The organism is Pseudomonas sp. DCB_AW (assembly GCF_026240895.1).
In the GTDB taxonomy this organism is placed as follows: Bacteria; Pseudomonadota; Gammaproteobacteria; order Pseudomonadales; family Pseudomonadaceae; genus Aquipseudomonas; species Aquipseudomonas kermanshahensis.
Genome location: NZ_JAPFCE010000001.1, coordinates 281,450 through 298,034 on the forward strand (window position 1 = coordinate 281,450; position 16,585 = coordinate 298,034).

Annotated in this window: 18 protein-coding genes; 8 read left to right on the forward strand and 10 right to left on the reverse strand. The window is 63.2% G+C overall.

The window, feature by feature from the left end; translation table 11 throughout:
* Positions 1 to 3: 3 nt before the first annotated feature.
* The 4 genes from zur to OO306_RS01320 all read left to right on the forward strand — a co-directional run bounded on the left by zur (position 4) and on the right by OO306_RS01320 (position 2,869).
* Positions 4 to 489: a zinc uptake transcriptional repressor Zur gene (zur, locus tag OO306_RS01305; RefSeq protein ID WP_027591979.1), complete on the forward strand. Its 486-nt coding sequence runs from the start codon at positions 4 to 6 to the stop codon at positions 487 to 489.
* Positions 486 to 1,259, forward strand: a complete 774-nt coding sequence (gene znuC, locus OO306_RS01310) for a zinc ABC transporter ATP-binding protein ZnuC (RefSeq protein WP_265967454.1) — start codon at positions 486 to 488, stop codon at positions 1,257 to 1,259. Before zur ends, znuC begins: the two co-directional genes overlap by 4 nt.
* Positions 1,252 to 2,034, forward strand: coding sequence for a zinc ABC transporter permease subunit ZnuB (gene znuB / locus OO306_RS01315; RefSeq protein ID WP_085272110.1), 783 nt, complete (start codon positions 1,252 to 1,254; stop codon positions 2,032 to 2,034). Before znuC ends, znuB begins: the two co-directional genes overlap by 8 nt.
* Positions 2,035 to 2,161: 127 nt before the next feature.
* Complete coding sequence (locus tag OO306_RS01320; RefSeq protein ID WP_085272111.1) at positions 2,162 to 2,869, forward strand: PA5502 family lipoprotein; 708 nt, start codon at positions 2,162 to 2,164, stop codon at positions 2,867 to 2,869.
* A gap of 108 nt (positions 2,870 to 2,977) precedes the next feature.
* Here OO306_RS01320 and katE read toward each other — a convergent pair whose 3' ends face one another.
* Positions 2,978 to 5,122 (reverse strand): catalase HPII, encoded by a 2,145-nt coding sequence (katE, locus tag OO306_RS01325; protein WP_265967455.1) that lies wholly within the window; start codon positions 5,120 to 5,122, stop codon positions 2,978 to 2,980.
* A 226-nt stretch (positions 5,123 to 5,348) separates the two neighbouring features.
* Here katE and OO306_RS01330 point away from each other — a divergent pair, with 226 nt between their 5' ends.
* From OO306_RS01330 to OO306_RS01340, 3 genes are all read left to right on the forward strand, one after another.
* Positions 5,349 to 6,356, forward strand: a complete 1,008-nt coding sequence (locus tag OO306_RS01330) for a methionine ABC transporter ATP-binding protein (protein WP_027591984.1) — start codon at positions 5,349 to 5,351, stop codon at positions 6,354 to 6,356.
* Entirely contained in the window at positions 6,356 to 7,027 is a 672-nt protein-coding gene (locus OO306_RS01335; RefSeq protein WP_027591985.1) for a methionine ABC transporter permease, read from the forward strand. Before OO306_RS01330 ends, OO306_RS01335 begins: the two co-directional genes overlap by 1 nt.
* Before the next feature lie 64 nt (positions 7,028 to 7,091).
* The gene (locus OO306_RS01340; RefSeq protein WP_265967456.1) at positions 7,092 to 7,862 is read left to right on the forward strand and encodes a MetQ/NlpA family ABC transporter substrate-binding protein; all 771 of its coding nucleotides are present in this window, start codon (positions 7,092 to 7,094) and stop codon (positions 7,860 to 7,862) included.
* A gap of 121 nt (positions 7,863 to 7,983) precedes the next feature.
* Here OO306_RS01340 and OO306_RS01345 read toward each other — a convergent pair whose 3' ends face one another.
* The 5 genes from OO306_RS01345 to OO306_RS01365 are packed head-to-tail and all read right to left on the reverse strand — an operon-like array spanning position 7,984 to position 11,867.
* Positions 7,984 to 8,616 carry an SCO family protein gene (locus OO306_RS01345; RefSeq protein ID WP_027591987.1) on the reverse strand — a complete coding sequence of 211 codons (633 nt, stop codon included), beginning with the start codon at positions 8,614 to 8,616 and terminating at the stop codon, positions 7,984 to 7,986.
* Positions 8,613 to 9,506, reverse strand: a complete 894-nt coding sequence (cyoE, locus tag OO306_RS01350; protein WP_265967457.1) for a heme o synthase — start codon at positions 9,504 to 9,506, stop codon at positions 8,613 to 8,615. Before cyoE ends, OO306_RS01345 begins: the two co-directional genes overlap by 4 nt.
* Entirely contained in the window at positions 9,491 to 10,564 is a 1,074-nt protein-coding gene (locus OO306_RS01355; RefSeq protein WP_027591989.1) for a heme A synthase, read from the reverse strand. Before OO306_RS01355 ends, cyoE begins: the two co-directional genes overlap by 16 nt.
* Positions 10,565 to 10,573: 9 nt before the next feature.
* Positions 10,574 to 11,158, reverse strand: a complete 585-nt coding sequence (locus tag OO306_RS01360; RefSeq protein WP_027591990.1) for a hypothetical protein — start codon at positions 11,156 to 11,158, stop codon at positions 10,574 to 10,576.
* Positions 11,124 to 11,867: an SURF1 family protein gene (locus tag OO306_RS01365; RefSeq protein ID WP_099428004.1), complete on the reverse strand. Its 744-nt coding sequence runs from the start codon at positions 11,865 to 11,867 to the stop codon at positions 11,124 to 11,126. Before OO306_RS01365 ends, OO306_RS01360 begins: the two co-directional genes overlap by 35 nt.
* A gap of 51 nt (positions 11,868 to 11,918) precedes the next feature.
* Between OO306_RS01365 and OO306_RS01370 the strand changes: the two genes are divergently transcribed.
* Positions 11,919 to 12,122, forward strand: a complete 204-nt coding sequence (locus tag OO306_RS01370) for a twin transmembrane helix small protein (RefSeq protein WP_027591992.1) — start codon at positions 11,919 to 11,921, stop codon at positions 12,120 to 12,122.
* A gap of 32 nt (positions 12,123 to 12,154) precedes the next feature.
* Here OO306_RS01370 and OO306_RS01375 read toward each other — a convergent pair whose 3' ends face one another.
* Genes OO306_RS01375 through coxB form a run of 4 tightly spaced genes read right to left on the reverse strand, consistent with a single transcriptional unit; the run spans position 12,155 to position 16,388 of the window.
* Positions 12,155 to 13,042, reverse strand: coding sequence for a cytochrome c oxidase subunit 3 (locus tag OO306_RS01375; protein ID WP_027591993.1), 888 nt, complete (start codon positions 13,040 to 13,042; stop codon positions 12,155 to 12,157).
* A 16-nt stretch (positions 13,043 to 13,058) separates the two neighbouring features.
* Positions 13,059 to 13,625 (reverse strand): cytochrome c oxidase assembly protein, encoded by a 567-nt coding sequence (locus tag OO306_RS01380; RefSeq protein ID WP_265967458.1) that lies wholly within the window; start codon positions 13,623 to 13,625, stop codon positions 13,059 to 13,061.
* 2 nt (positions 13,626 to 13,627) lie between these two features.
* Complete coding sequence (gene ctaD / locus OO306_RS01385; protein WP_027591995.1) at positions 13,628 to 15,217, reverse strand: cytochrome c oxidase subunit I; 1,590 nt, start codon at positions 15,215 to 15,217, stop codon at positions 13,628 to 13,630.
* Positions 15,218 to 15,260: 43 nt separating this feature from the next.
* Positions 15,261 to 16,388 (reverse strand): cytochrome c oxidase subunit II, encoded by a 1,128-nt coding sequence (gene coxB / locus OO306_RS01390; protein WP_265967459.1) that lies wholly within the window; start codon positions 16,386 to 16,388, stop codon positions 15,261 to 15,263.
* Positions 16,389 to 16,585 lie beyond the last annotated feature (197 nt).

Here is a 16,585-nt window from a genome sequence, read left to right on the forward strand (position 1 = left end):
CCCATGTCCATCACGCCGCTGGCCAACCGCCCCCACGATCACTCCCATTGCGTACACAGCGCACTGGCCGAAGCCGATGCCTTGTGCACCCGCCAGGGGTTGCGCCTGACCGCACTGCGCCGCCGTGTGCTGGAGCTGGTCTGGCAAAGCCACAAGCCGCTGGGGGCCTACGACATTCTCGCAGTGCTCAGCGAGCAGGACGGCCGCCGCGCCGCACCGCCGACCGTGTACCGCGCCCTGGATTTTCTCCTCGACAACGGCCTGGTGCACCGCATCGCCTCGCTCAACGCCTTCATCGGCTGCAGCCACCCAGAGCATGTGCACCAGGGCCAGTTCCTGATCTGCCGCGCCTGCCATGTGGCCATCGAGCTGGAGCAGGACAGCATCAGCGACGCCATCATCAGCAGCGCCAAGGGCGTCGGCTTCAGCGTCGAAACCCAGACCGTGGAAGTAGTCGGCCTGTGCAGCAACTGCCGGAGCGCGGCATGAGCGACGCCCTGATCCGCCTGGAGCAGGTCGGTGTCACCTTCGCCGGCGAGGCGGTGCTCGACAGCATCGACCTGTCAGTGGCACCGGGCCAGATCGTGACCCTGATCGGCCCCAACGGGGCAGGCAAGACCACCTTGGTACGCGCCGTGCTGGGGCTGCTCAAGCCGCACCGGGGCAAAGTCTGGCGCAAGCCGAAGCTGCGCATTGGCTACATGCCGCAAAAAATCCAGGTGGATGCCACGCTGCCGCTGTCGGTGCTGCGCTTTTTGCGCCTGGTACCCGGCGTAGACCGCCCAGCTGCCTTGTCGGCGCTGCAGGAAGTGGGGGCCGAGCAGGTCATCGACAACCCGATCCAGACCATTTCCGGCGGCGAGATGCAGCGCGTGCTGCTGGCCCGGGCGCTGCTGCGCGAGCCACAACTGCTGGTGCTCGATGAGCCGGTGCAAGGGGTCGACGTGGTCGGCCAGACCGAGCTGTACAACCTCATCACCCGCCTGCGCGACCGCCACGGTTGCGGCGTGCTGATGGTTTCCCACGACCTGCACCTGGTGATGAGCGCCACCGACCAGGTGGTCTGCCTCAACCGGCATGTGTGCTGCTCCGGCCACCCCGAGCAGGTCAGCAACGACCCGGCCTTCGTCGAGCTGTTCGGCCAGAACGCGCCAAGCCTGGCGATCTATCACCACCATCACGACCACAGCCACGACCTGCACGGCTCGGTCGTCGCCCCTGGCACCCATGTTCACGGAGAGCACTGCAAGCATGGCTGATTTTCTTCTTTATGCCCTGCTTGCCGGTCTGTCCCTGGCGTTGGTGGCCGGCCCTCTGGGGTCTTTCGTGGTGTGGCGGCGCATGGCCTATTTCGGCGATACCCTGTCCCACGCCGCGCTGCTCGGGGTAGCCCTGGGTTTCGCCCTGGACGTGAGCCCAGCACTGGCGGTAACCGTGGGCTGCCTGCTGCTGGCGATCTTGCTGGTGACCTTGCAGCAACGCCAACCGCTGGCCTCCGACACCCTGCTTGGCATCCTCGCCCCCAGCACGCTGTCCCTGGGCCTGGTGGTCCTGAGCTTCATGCACGATGTACGCATCGACCTGATGGCCTACCTGTTCGGCGACCTGCTGGCCATCAGCACCACTGACCTTGCCTGGATCCTCGGCGGCAGCGTGCTGGTATTGCTGCTGCTCGCCGCACTGTGGCGGCCGTTGCTGGCCGTGACCGTGCATGAAGAATTGGCCATGGTCGAGGGCCTGCCAGTAGCGGGCCTGCGCCTGGCCTTGATGCTGTTGATTGCCGTGGTGATCGCCGTGGCGATGAAGATCGTCGGTGTGCTGTTGATTACCTCGCTGCTGATCATCCCCGCCGCCGCCGCGCAACGCCACGCCCGCTCGCCCGAGCAGATGGCCTTGGGCGCCAGCCTGCTGGGGGTGACGGCGGTGTGCGGCGGCTTGGCCATGTCCTGGTTCAAGGACACCCCGGCCGGCCCCTCCATCGTGGTCTGCGCGGCAGTGCTATTCTTGCTGAGCCTGGCCCTGCCAAAACGCTGAAAACCGGGGTGCGCAACAGCGCACCCTGCAACCTTTTCGCGGGTAAAAGGTCTGTAAGACTTGTTTTCGAGCGTGCACACCTGGGTGTAGACTTGCTCGCTTTTTGCGCAAATAGAGAGTCGCAGGAATGAAGCCGTTCGCCTCCCGTTATCTGCTTGTTGCCGCGTTTTCCCTGTTCCTGGCTGCCTGTTCCAGTGCCCCGGTCGAACAGGCCGATGCACCTGCCCAAGCCGATGCCTGGCAGCAGTTGCAACAGAACATCGCCAGCAATGAGCTGGCTACCGCCGAAGACCAGTTGGCTGCCTTGCAGGCCCAGTCACCTGTTGACCCGCGCCTGGAACAGTACCAGCGGCAGCTGGCCGAAGCGTACCTGCAGCGTAGCCAGATCGTCCTGCAGAAGGGCGACGTCAACGCTGCAGCCACCGCCTTGGCACGTGCCCGCGCGCTGATGCCCCAGGCCCCGGCGGTCACCGGTGGCGATGCCGTCAGCCAGGCCCGTAAGGCCGAGCTGGAAAAGGCCGAGGCTGCGCTGAAGGCGGCCGAGGCCAAGCCCCAGGCGCGAGTGATCGACCCAACTGCACCGAGCACGGTGATTGCGCTGAAGACCACGGACATTGCCGCCATGCGCCGTCAGCTCGATGAGATTGCTGCCGATGTGGTGAGTTACCAGTGCGACGTGGTGTTCCAGGTGCCGCGCACCGAGGATGCACCTTGGTTGAAGACGCTGCTGGAAAAGCGAGTGCACAAGATTGACAGCGGGTTCAAGCTAAACCAGAAGCACGAAATTCAGCGCAAGCTGCCCGCCCAGGTGGTACTGGTCCCGCATCAGCGCTGAACAGCTTCGCGGGGCAAGCCCGCTCCCACAAGGCCACCACTACCTTCGGGAACTGTGGTGCACTTGTAGGAGCTGGCTTGCCGGCGATGGGCTGCAAAGCAGCCCCCCTTAGGCAGGCACCGCCTCAGCAGCCGCCTCCCGCTCCCAAACCCGATGCCCCTCTACCGCTTTCACAAAGGCATCCACGGTTTTCTGGTCATCCCCCAGCAGCAAGCCCTTGTCCTCCTTGAGCCCCAAGCTGCCCAGCAATGCCTTGCCTTCCTTGGCCAACGCGATCGCCTTCAGGTGCTTGTAGCCTTCCAGCAGGAAGTGCTTGGCCAAGCCACTGGCGCCCAACGCATCCAGCGACGCCTTGCCAGCCGGCACCAGAATGCCGTCGAACATGATCGAAGGCATGCCCTCCATCGACGCATCCACCGGCAGCGGCTTGCCTTGGGCGGTTTTAACCGGCGCCGAACTTGGCCCCAGCACCAGAATGCGCGCACTGTGCGCCTCCAGCGCCTTGACCAACTGATCGACACTCGCCCCATCCACCCCATCGGCCACCAGCACGGCAATCTTGCGGCCTTTGATACCGACACTGCCCGGGTGATTCATCTGGCTCAAGGCCGGTGATTGCGCCAACTTGCTGCCTTTGACCTGCACCGTGCCAGCCTTGGGCGCAGGCAAGCCCAGGTTGGCCGCCACCGCTGCTGCCAGCTTCAGGTCGATGTTGGCCAGAATCTCGTTCACCTCTCGCACGCGGATGTGCTCGCGCTCCACCTTGCCCAGCTCGAAGCTGTACGCCTTGATGATGTGCTGCTGCTCATTGGGGCTCATGCTGTGGAAGAACAAACGCGCCTGCGAGAAGTGATCGCCGAACGACTCGCTGCGCTGGCGAATCTTCACCGCGTCGATGCGTTCCTGATAGCTCTCAAAGCCGCCATCCTGGGCCGCGGCAGGGGTTTCTTTCGGCCAGCCGCCGTCAATCGAGTTGGGTTCGTAGGACGCGCGGCCCTTGTGGATAGTCTGCCGGTGCAGCGCGTCACGTTGGTTGTTATGGTTCGGCGCGACCGGGCGGTTGATCGGGATTTCATGGAAGTTCGGCCCACCCAGCCGGCTCAGTTGCGTGTCGGTGTAGGAGAACAACCGGCCTTGCAGCAGGGGGTCATTGGAAAAGTCGATGCCCGGCACGATATGCCCAGGGCAGAACGCAACCTGCTCCACTTCGGCGAAGAAATTGTCGGGGTTACGGTTGAGCACCATCTTGCCCAACGGCGTAACCGGCACCAGTTCTTCGGGGATGATCTTGGTGGGGTCGAGCAGGTCGAACTCGAATTTGTGCTCATCGGCTTCCGGCACGATCTGTACGCCCAGCTCCCACTCAGGGTAGTCGCCGGTCTCGATGGCCTCGCTCAGGTCGCGGCGGTGGAAGTCGGTGTCCTTGCCCGCAAGCTTTTGCGCTTCGTCCCACAGCACGGAGTGCACGCCTTGGCGCGGCTTCCAGTGGAACTTGACGAAGCTGGCCACGCCTTCGGCATTGATCAGGCGGAAGGTGTGGATGCCAAAGCCCTCCATCATCCGCAGGCTGCGCGGAATGGCGCGGTCAGACATGGCCCACATGACCATGTGCGCCGACTCAGGGACCAGCGAAACGAAGTCCCAGAACGTGTCGTGGGCCGAACCGCCGGTGGGCATTTCGTTGTGCGGCTCGGGCTTCACCGCATGCACAAAGTCGGGGAACTTGATCGCATCCTGGATGAAGAACACCGGCATGTTGTTGCCAACCAGGTCGAAATTTCCTTCATCGGTGTAGAACTTGACGGCAAAACCACGCACGTCCCGCACTGTGTCACCCGACCCACGTGGGCCCTGCACGGTGGAAAAGCGCACGAACACCGGGGTGATCTTCTCAGGGTCCTGCAGGAAACCGGCCTTGGTCAGCTCGGCGTGGCTGCCGTAGCTCTGGAAGTAACCATGGGCGCCGGTGCCTCGGGCATGGACGATGCGTTCAGGGATGCGCTCATGATCGAAGTGGGTGATCTTCTCACGCATGATGAAGTCTTCGAGCAGCGACGGCCCGCGTGGCCCGGCCTTGAGGGTGTTCTGGTTGTCGGCGATCTTCACGCCTTGATTGGTGCGCAGGGCCTGGCCTGTGGCATCGCTGCGCACATTTTCAAGGCTCTGCAGCTTGGTATTGGTATTGGCATGATCAGGGCTGTTGACCCCGGCGGCCTGGCTTTCTTTGGGTGCATCAACTTTCTTGCTGGGCATGGTCGGCTTTCCTCATCAGTCATCAGGCATTGCCCGTGAGGGCTTGTTCTATTAGTGACTGGAGCCCGATTGGCTACGTTCAATAAGCTTTACCGGTTGTCGCGTTATGCCCGCCGGGTTGGTGCATTACGAAATAAATGCTAAGAACAGCTATGGGAAAAGGCTAAAATGCGCCACCCCAGCTAACCGCTGCCCCAAATTCCATGCGCCCCACAAGGTTCGCTACGTGATCGAGTTCCAACATGTGCACAAGACCTACCGCGTCGCCGGTAGGGAAATCCCCGCCCTCAACCCGACCAGCCTGACTATCGAAGATGGCCAGGTGTTCGGCCTGATCGGCCACTCCGGCGCTGGCAAAAGCACCCTGCTGCGCCTGATCAACCGCCTCGAAGAGCCTTCGGGCGGCAAGATCATCGTCGATGGCGAGGACGTCACCGCGTTCAACGCCAACCAGCTGCGCGGCTTCCGCCAGCAGGTCGGGATGATTTTCCAACACTTCAACCTGCTGGCCTCCAAGACCGTGGCCGACAACGTGGCCCTGCCATTGACCCTGGCCGGCGAGCTGTCGCGCAGCGACATCGACAAGCGCGTCACCGAGCTGCTGGCCCGCGTCGGCTTGCAAGACCACGCCAAGAAGTACCCCGCGCAGTTGTCGGGCGGCCAGAAGCAGCGCGTCGGCATCGCCCGCGCCCTGTCTACCAACCCTAAGATCCTGCTGTGCGACGAAGCCACCAGCGCGCTTGACCCGCAGACCACTGCGTCGGTGCTGCAACTGCTGGCCGAGATCAACCGTGAGCTGAAGCTGACCATCGTCCTGATCACCCACGAAATGGACGTGATCCGCCGGGTCTGCGACCGCGTGGCCGTGATGGACGCCGGGCAGATCGTCGAACAAGGGCCGGTGGCCGATGTGTTCCTGCACCCGCAGCACGCGACTACCAAGCGTTTCGTCCAGGAGGACGAGCAGGTCGATGAAGGCGAGCAGCGTGACGACTTCGCCCACGTACCCGGCCGCATCGTGCGCCTGACCTTCCAGGGCGAGGCCACCTACGCACCGCTGCTGGGCACCGTCGCCCGCGAGACGGGCGTCGACTACAGCATCCTGGCCGGGCGTATCGACCGCATCAAGGATGTCCCCTATGGGCAGCTGACCCTGGCCGTCACCGGCGGCGACATGGAAGCGGCGTTCGACCGCTTCAAGGCAGCTGACGTACATATGGAGGTACTGCGTTGATGGACGCCCTGAATTTCTTTGCCAACGTCGACTGGGCCGAAATCTGGCTGGCCACCATCGACACCATGATCATGCTGTTCGGCTCGCTGTTCTTCACCGTGCTGCTGGGCCTGCCGTTGGGCGTGCTGCTGTTCCTTTGCGGCCCGCGCCAGATGTTCGAGCAAAAAGGCGTGTACGCGCTGCTGTCGCTGGTCGTCAACATCCTGCGTTCGCTGCCGTTCATCATTTTGCTGATCGTGATGATCCCGATCACCGTGCTGATCACCGGCACCTCGCTGGGCGTCGCCGGCGCCATTCCGCCTCTGGTGGTCGGGGCCACGCCGTTCTTCGCGCGCCTGGTCGAAACCGCCCTGCGTGAAGTGGACCGCGGCATCATCGAAGCCACCCAGTCGATGGGCGCAACAACGCGCCAGATCATCACCAGCGCGCTGCTGCCCGAAGCCCGTCCCGGCATCTTCGCGGCCATCACCGTAACCGCCATTACCTTGGTGTCGTACACCGCCATGGCCGGTGTGGTCGGCGCGGGCGGCCTGGGCGACCTGGCCATCCGCTTCGGCTACCAGCGCTTCCAGACCGATGTCATGGTCGTGACCGTGGTGCTGTTGCTGGTGCTGGTTCAGGTGCTGCAGAGCGTGGGCGACAAACTGGTCGTGCATTTTTCCCGTAAGTAACCCCAATGGGGTCGGCCTGGCCGACCCGTTCGGGGGCCGTCGCGGCCCTCACAAGGAGTGATCAATGAAGAAGCTGCTTGCTGTTGCTGCCGCTGTCGCGGCCTTCTCGGCCCACGCCGATACCCTGACCGTCGCCGCCACCCCGGTGCCGCACGCCGAGATCCTCAACTTCGTCAAACCGCAACTGGCGAAAGAAGGCGTGGAGCTGAAGGTCAAGGAATTCACCGACTACATCCAGCCGAACGTGCAGGTGGCCGAAAAGCGCCTGGACGCCAACTTCTTCCAGCATCAGCCGTACCTGGACGAGTTCAACAAGGCCAAGGGCACCGACCTGGTCAGCGTGACCGGCGTGCACATCGAGCCGCTGGGCGTTTACTCGACCAAGGTCAAGAAGCTCGACGAGCTGCCCTCCGGCGCTACCGTGGTCATCCCCAACGACGCCACCAACGGCGGCCGCGCGCTGCTGCTGCTGGACAAGGCCGGCGTGATCAAGCTCAAGGACAACAAGAACATCCTGTCGAGCGTTAAGGATGTTGCACAAAACCCGAAAAACGTGAAGTTCCGTGAGCTGGAAGCGGCCACCATCCCGCGCGTGCTGACCCAGGTCGATGCGGCCCTGATCAACACCAACTATGCGCTGGAAGCCAAGCTGAACCCTGAGAAAGACGCGCTGGCCATCGAAGGCAGCGACTCGCCATACGTGAACATCCTGGTTGCCCGCCCGGACAACAAAGACTCCGAAGACATGAAGAAACTGGCGGCCGCGCTGCACTCGCCAGAGGTGAAGCAGTTCATCAACGAGAAGTACAAGGGCGCTGTCGTACCGGCGTTCTAAGCCTCTAGATCAGGCTGGATTCTTCGCGGGGCAAGCCCGCTCCCACAGGTACATCGCTAGCCTCAGGCTTTGGGATAATGCTGTGGGAGCGGGCTTGCCCCGCGAAGCTTTTAAAGCCTGTTTAGTCCCGCTTGACCAGCCCCGGCAACTGCGCCACCAGCTTCTGGTTGTTGAACGGCGCACGAATGAACCCGCGCTGACGCCCATCCGGCCCAACGATCGCCAGGTTGCCGCTGTGATCCACGGTGTACCCCGGCTTACTGGTATCAGCCGGAATGAACGGAATGCTCAAGGCATTCGCCAGCTTCTGGGTGTCTTCGATCGACCCCGCCACCCCGACAAAATCTTTGTCGAAGTAGCCCAGGTACTGCTTGAGCTGGTTCGGCGTGTCGCGGTTAGGGTCCACGCTCACCAGCACCACCTGCAACCGGTCCACGGCTTCCTTGGGCAATTCGCTCTTCACCTGGCGCAACTGGGCCAGGGTGGTGGGGCAGATGTCTGGGCAATAGGTGTAGCCGAAGAACAGCAGCGACCATTTACCCTTCAGGTCATCCAACTGCACGGGTTGGCCATCCTGGTTGGTCATGGTCACATCCGCCACCGTACGGCTCTGCGGCAAGAGGATGATGCCGGCGTCGATCAGCTCGGTGGGGTTCGGCTGATCGCGGCCATTGAGCACCTTGTTGACGGTCAGGCCCAGGATCAACGCGACCAGGGCGACGAGGATGAAGACGGTTTTCTGGGTTCGGGTCATAGGTTCAACAACAGGTAGTGGTCAATAAGCAACGCGATGAACAGCGCGAACAAGTAGCCGATAGAGTACTTGAAGGTGCCAATCGCCGCGTGCGGCCGGCTGCCACGGTACAACACCCAGGCCCACTGCAGGAAGCGCAGGCCCAAGGCGAGGGCACAGGCGAGGTACAACGGGCCGCTCATGTGGATGGCATAGGGCAGCAGGCTCACCGCCAGCAAAATCAGGGTGTAGAGCAGGATATGCAGCGCGGTGTAGCGCTCGCCATGGGTCACCGGCAGCATCGGGATATCGGCCTTGGCGTACTCCGCTTTGCGGTGGATGGCCAAGGCCCAGAAGTGCGGCGGGGTCCAGGCGAAGATAATCAGCACCAGCAACAGCGGCTCGGCACTGACATGGCCGCTGACCGCCACCCAGCCAAGCAGTGGCGGCGCCGCGCCGGCCAGGCCACCAATCACGATGTTCTGCGGCGTGGCACGCTTCAAGAAGCCGGTGTAGAGCACCGCATAGCCCAGCAACGACGCCAGTGTCAGCCAGGCGGTCAGGCTGTTGGTGAACACCAGCAACAGCGCCATGCCCAGCACCGCCAGTGCCAACGCAAAGGCCAGCGCCGGTAGCGGCGCGACCCGGCCTGTGGCCAACGGCCGTTTGTGGGTACGCGCCATCAAGGCGTCGATGCGCCGGTCTACCACGTGGTTGACCACCGCCGCGGCGCCCGCACACAGGCCAATGCCCAGGTTGCCGAACAGCAGCACGCTCCAGGCAACGCCTGCGCGGCTGGCGAGGAACATGCCTGCCAGGGAGGTGATCAACATCAGCACCACCACCTTGGGCTTGGTCAGCTCCAGATAATCGCGCCAACCTGCCCGTCGTACGCTTAGAAGCGTCGCCACGAATCGTTCCTCATAGGGTGGGAGATATCCACGCCCACCACCGGCGTCAGGCGCCAGCCATGGCCGACGCGCACTTTGTCGACCACGCGGATGCGGTAATTGACCAGCACCATGCTCATCAACAGCATGGCCCCGCCTGCGTTGTGGGCCACTGCCACGCCAAGCGGCAGGTGGAACAGCACGTTGCTGATGCCCAGGCCGACCTGCACGGCCAAGGCCAGCAACACCAGCCGGGCCAGGCCAGAAAGGCCGCAGCGGTACAGCTTGAAGCTCAGCATCAGCAGCACGGCACTGACCAGCAAGGCACCCAGCCGGTGGCTGATGTGGATGGCCGTGCGCGCATCGCTGTCCAGTTGCCCGCCCAGGTAGTTGGGGCCGACGTGCTGGGTCAGGTGAAAGCCGTTGCTGAAGTCCGCTGCCGGCCACCATTGGCCGTGGCAGGTCGGCAAGTCGATACAGGCGACCGCCGCATAATTGGCGCTGACCCAGCCCCCCAAGGCGATCTGGCCGATCACCACCAACAGCGCCAGGGCCGCGATCCGGCGCAGGCTTAACGGCAGTTTTGGCAATGGCGCAAAGGCCCGGGATAGACGCAGAGACAGCAGAAACAGCAGGCTCAAGGTGGTGAACCCACCCAGCAGGTGCGCGGTGACCACTTGCGGCCACAGCTTGAGGGTTACTGTCCACATGCCAAACGCCGCCTGGGCCAACACTACCCCCAGCAACAGCACCGGCAAGCGGTAGGGCTGGCCATCACGTGCATGCCGGCGCACGGCCTGCAACGCCAGCCAGGCAATCACCAGCGCCAGGGTGCCGGCGAAGTAGCGATGGACCATCTCGGCCCAGCCCTTGGCGGCTTCCACCGGGTGTTCGGGGAAGTGCATTTCGGCATGGGCCAGCTGGGCGTCGGTCTTCGGCACACTGATAAAGCCATAGCAGCCGGGCCAATCGGGGCAGCCCAGGCCTGCATGGGTCAGGCGGGTATAGGCGCCCAGCAGCACGACCAGCAGTGCCAGCAGGGTGGCGAACACAGCGAGGCGGAATCCGGGTCTGGCCATGACAGGCTCCTAGCCGATGTTGGACAACTTGAGCAGGTGGCGCAGGTCGTCCAGCACGTGCTTGCCGTTGACCTTGGCGTCGTAACGCAACACCAAGTTGCCGTGCGGGTCGACGATCCACAGTTGCGGGCCAAGCTCACCGACCTTGTTCAGGTAGCGCTGGGCATCCAGCGGGTAGCGTTGCAACTGCGGGTACTCACGGCCAAGCAGCGCCTGGTAGTCAGCGCTCAACGGCTGCGCGGCAGCCAGCGCATGGCTGGCACGGCCGGCATCACGGCCCAGGCCAACTTGTATCTGCCGGGCCAGGTACACCAGGCGCTGGCAATCTTCGGCGCAGGCCTCGGGCGTGCTGACCAACACTTGCCAGCGCGCGTCCTGGCCATCGATGCCGATATCGCTGCGGCTCTCGCCGTTGCCGATCATCGCGCCGTGGTAGCTGCGGCCGTCTGGCACCCAGAACTTGAGCTTGTACATGCTGGTGGCCAGGATCATCGGGCCGAGCACTACCAGCAGAATCAGAATCAGCTGCAAACGCCCGCGGGTTCTGGGCTTGCTGCGTTCAGGCACGTCCAGTGGACGGGTGGCGGCGGCCATGGTGGTTCTCCTTTTTATCGTTGTGCCAGCCAAAGTAGAGGTAAAGCAGCACCAGCGCGGTGGCCAGGGCAAACCACTGCACCGCATAGCCCAGATGCTTTTCCGGCCCCAGTGCGACGACCGGCCAACCCAGGCGATAGCTGGCCGGCCCGGGCTCCAGGCGCAGCTCATGGGCGTAGCCTTCACGGCCCAATTGCTGCCACAGCTGGGCGGCATCGATGGCCGTCAGCAAGTGCGGCCATTGGCCGCCGGCGGGGTCCGGGTGCAGCTGGAAGGTGCTGCCAGGCGCTACATACACCGACGCGTCCAGCGCCAGCGGCTGCGCCGGGGTTGCGAAGTGCACCGGCACGCGGCGGTCCGGCCACGGCAACCAGCCGCGGTTGACCAGCAACCACAGCCCACTGGCCTGGTCATGGAAGGGCTGCAACAGCTCGACGCCGGCCTCGCCGTCGCGCATTCGGTTATCCAGCAGCAGGCTGTGTTCACCATCGAAACGGCCGTACAGGTGCACACGGCGGTAGGCGGCATCGTCGCGTTGCTGCAACTGGGCAGTGGAGAGCGGCGTGTCGAGGCTGCGCTCGGCATAGGTCGCCAGCAGCGCGCGCTTTTCGTCGGCGCGGCCCAATTGCCAGCAGCCAAGCGCGATCAACCCCGGTAGCAGCGCAAGCACCACCAGGGTCGGGACCCAACCTGGGCGAAACGGCCTCACAGGCGCCTCGCTATACTTATCCACATCACCGCATCCCCCCGGAGAAGCGCCATGCTCAAGGCCGCGATTGTCCTGATGCTGTTGGCCACGGTTGCCAGCCTGTTCAGTGGCCTGGTGTTCCTGGTCAAGGACGACGAAAACTCGACCCGTTTGCTGAAGGCATTGACCGTGCGCGTGACCCTGGCGGCCCTGACCATCGGCCTGGTGGCCTACGGCTTCATCAGTGGCCAGCTGGTGTCACACGCCCCCTTCTGAACCTGTATCGCCTTGACTGGCCTGCACATGTGTCAAAGCACATACACAAAGATGAACAGCCCCACCCACACCACATCGACGAAGTGCCAGTACCAGCTGGCCGCCTCGAAGCCGAAGTGTTTGTCGGGGTTGAAGTGCCCGCGCAGGATGCGCACGAACATCACGATCAAGATGATCGTGCCCAGCGTCACGTGGGCGCCGTGGAAGCCGGTGAGCATGAAGAAGGTCGCGCCGTAGATCCCCGAGCCCAGCGTCAGCCCCAGCTTGGTATAGGCCTCGTGGTACTCGTAGGCCTGCAGCGTGATGAAGCTGATGCCCAGCGCGATGGTCAGCGCCATCCACAGTTTCAGCGCACCCCGGTGGTCACGCCGCAAGGCATGGTGGGCAATGGTGATGGTCACACTCGAGCTCACCAGCAAAATGGTGTTGATCAACGGCAAGTGCCAAGGGTCGATGACTTCCTTGGGCGGCGGGAACAGTTTCGGGTCAGGCGTGTGCAGCAGCGGCCAGGCAAACTCGAAGCTGGGCCACAGCATGTGCGCAACGCCTTTGGCCCCTTCACCGCCCAGCCAAGGCCCGGCCAATACGCGGACGTAGAACAGCGCGCCAAAAAAGGCCAGGAAGAACATCACCTCGGAAAAGATGAACCAGCTCATGCCCCAGCGGAACGAACGGTCCAGCTGCGGGCTGTACAGCCCGCCACGGCTTTCTTTCACCACCGCCCCGAACCAGCCGAACAGCATGTAGGCCAGGCACAGCGCGCCGACGAAGAAAATCAACGGCCCATGGGAGTCGGGGTGCCCGGCTTTCATGTCGTTGAACCAGGTGCCAAGGCCGAACACCGTGATGAACATGCCGACCGTCGCGATGATCGGCCACTTGCTCTGCGCCGGAACGTAGTAGTGCTCATGACTTGCCATTGCTGTTCTCCTTCCCTTAACGGGCGCCCTGGACGTCCTGGGCCGCAACATGCGCGACCGGCGGGTGGCGAGCGGTGATGTCGAACAAGGTGTAAGCCAGTGTCAGGTGCTTCACGCTGGCCGGCAGATCGCGGTCGACGATGAAGCGCACCGGCATCTCGATGCGTTCGCCGGGCTGCAGCACCTGCTGGGTAAAGCAGAAGCACTCGGTCTTGTGGAAGTACGCCGCGGCCTCGGCCGGGGTGATGCTGGGTATCGCCTGGGCGCTCATCGGCCGGTCGGTCGGGTTGCGCGCGACGAAGATCATCTGGTTGACCGCACCTGGGTTCACGTCGATCTGGTCGGCCGTGGAGTAGAAATCCCAGACCATGTCGCTGGCGTTGGTCGACATGAACTGCACCCGTACCGAGCGCGACGGGTCGCTGACCTGGCTGCCTTCGTACTGGCCGCCGGTCTTGCCATTGATGCCAAAGGCCCTGCACATCACGTCGTAGATCGGCACCAGGGCGAAACCGAAGGCGAACATCACCACCGTCAGCATCAGCAGGCGCATGACCAGGCGTTTGAGCGACAGGCCGTTCATGGCTATTTCACGTCCGGTGGCGTCTGGAAGGTGTGGTAAGGCGCAGGCGAGGGGATCGACCACTCCAGGCCCTCGGCACCGTCCCAGGGTTTGGCCGGCGCCGGGGCGCCGCCGCGGATGCACTTGATGACGATGAACAGGAAGAAGATCTGCGTGGCACCGAACATGAACGCGCCGATCGAGGAGACCATGTTGAAGTCGGCGAACTGCAGGTTGTAGTCCGGAATACGCCGCGGCATGCCCGCCAAGCCCACGAAGTGCATGGGGAAGAAGGCCATGTTCATGCCGACGAACGACAGCCAGAAGTGCAGCTTGCCGAGGGTTTCGTCATACATGTGTCCGGTCCACTTCGGCAGCCAGTAGTAGGCCGAGGCGAAGATGCCGAAGATCGCCCCAGGCACCAGCACGTAGTGGAAGTGCGCGACCACGAAGTACGTGTCGTGGTACTGGAAGTCGGCAGGCGCGATGGCCAGCATCAACCCGGAGAACCCGCCGATGGTGAACAGGATGACGAAGGCGATGGCGAACAGCATCGGCGTCTCGAAGGTCAGCGACCCTTCCCACATGGTGCTGACCCAGTTGAACACCTTCACCCCGGTCGGCACGGCAATGAGCATGGTGGCGTACATGAAGAACAGCTCGCCCACCACCGGGATGCCAACCACGAACATGTGGTGCGCCCAGACGATGAACGACAGGAAGGCGATCGCCCCGGTGGCATAGACCATCGAGGTGTAGCCGAACAGCGGCTTGCGCGAGAACGCCGGGATGATCGAGCTGACCGCGCCGAACGCCGGCAGGATCATGATGTACACCTCGGGGTGGCCGAAGAACCAGAACACGTGCTGGAACAGCACCGGGTCACCGCCACCCGCGGCGCTGAAGAAGCTGGTGCCGAAGTGGATGTCCATCAGCATCATGGTCACCACACCGGCCAGCACCGGCATCACGGCAATCAGCAGGAACGCGGTGATCAGCCAGGTCCAGACGAACAGCGGCATTTTCATCAAGGTCATGCCGGGGGCGCGCAGGTTGAGGATGGTGGCAATGACGTTGATCGCGCCCATGATCGAGCTGATGCCCATCAGGTGGATGGCAAAGATGAAGAAGGTCACGCTGGCCGGGGCATAGGTGGTCGACAGTGGCGCGTAGAAGGTCCAGCCGAAGTTCGGCCCGCCGCCGGGGCTGAACAAGGTCGAGACCAGCAGCAGGAAGGCCGCAGGCAACAGCCAGAAGCTGAAGTTGTTCATCCGCGGCAGGGCCATGTCCGGCGCGCCAATCATCAGCGGGATCATCCAGTTGGCCAGGCCTACGAAGGCTGGCATCACCGCACCGAACACCATGATCAGCCCGTGCATGGTGGTCATCTGGTTGAAGAACGCTGGCTCGACGATCTGCAGCCCCGGCTGGAACAGCTCGGCGCGGATCACCATGGCGAACGAGCCACCGAGCAGGAACATCATGAAGGCGAACCACAGGTACATCGTGCCGATGTCCTTGTGGTTGGTGGTCAGCACCCAGCGCATCAGGCCCTTGGCCGGGCCGTGGGCATGCTCATGGCCGTGGGCGTGGTCGTCGATCACTGCACTCATGTCCTGTCTCCTGCAATCCATTGATTGCCGCGAGTAACCCGGTTCATTGCGCTTCTGCCTGCTTGAGCGCCAGCACATCCTTCGGCGTGACCATGTCGCCCTTGTTGTTGCCCCAGGCGTTGCGCTCGTAAGTGACCACGGCGGCAATGTCGACTTCCGAGAGCTGCTTGCCGAACGCGGCCATGGCCGTGCCCGGTTTGCCGTGGAAGACGATGCTCAGGTGGCCTTCCTTCGGCCCGGTGGCGATCTTCGAGTCCTTGAGGGCTGGGAACATCGGCGGCAGGCCCTGGCCTTCGGCCTGGTGACAGGCCACGCAGGTGGTGTGGTAGACCTTGTCGCCGCGCTCGACCAGCTCTTCGAGGGTCCACTCTTTGCTGGTCAGCTCCTTGAGCTTGGCCGCCTCGGCCTTGCGTTCGCCCAGCCAGGTGTCGTAATCGGCCTTGGACTTGACCTCGACCACCACCGGCATGAAGCCGTGGTCCTTGCCGCACAGCTCGGTGCACTGGCCGCGGTAGATGCCGGGCTTCTCGATGCGCGTCCAGGCCTCGTTGACGAAGCCTGGGATGGCATCACGCTTGACCGCGAACGCCGGCACCCACCAGGAATGGATCACGTCGGCGGCGGTTACCAGAAAGCGCACTTTCGCGCCCACCGGCAGCACCAGCGGCTGGTCGACTTCGAGCAGGTAGTGCTCGTCCTTGGGGGCCTTGTTGTGTATCTGATCGGCGGGGGTGGCCAGGTTGCTGAAGAACTCCACGTCCTGGCCCAGGTACTTGTAGTGCCACTTCCACTGGTAGCCGGTGACCTGGATGTCGATGTCCGACTCACTGGCGTCGTAGATGTCGATCAGGGTCTTGGTCGCGGGGATGGCCATGGCCACCAGGATCAGGAACGGCACCACGGTCCACATGATTTCGACCCAGGTGTGCTCGTGAAAATGCGCTGCCTGTTGGCCTGTGGAACGGCGGTGGACGACCATCGACCAGAACATCGCGCCGAACACCACGATGCCGATGATCACGCAGATCCAGAAGATGGTCATGTGCAGGTCGAAGACGGCGTTGGAGACTTCCGTCGCCCCCGGGTGCATGTTGACGGTCCAGGCGGCGTTGGCCTGTCCGAAAACCGTCCACAACAGGAGGCCCATCCAGACATGTGGATGTCGCATCATTGCGGGTTCCCCTTCTAATTCTTGTAGTCCCGAAGGCGTGGCCTGCGGCAAGAGGGAACGGCGGTCAAGACTGCCTGGCTTCGACGACCGAGCCCCTGCAAAAGCAGACGGGCCTCATCAACGAATCACGTTCAACGGGAGTATAGACAGCGACCAATGGCACGCAATGCAGCCTGTGAAATGAACTTCACGAAATT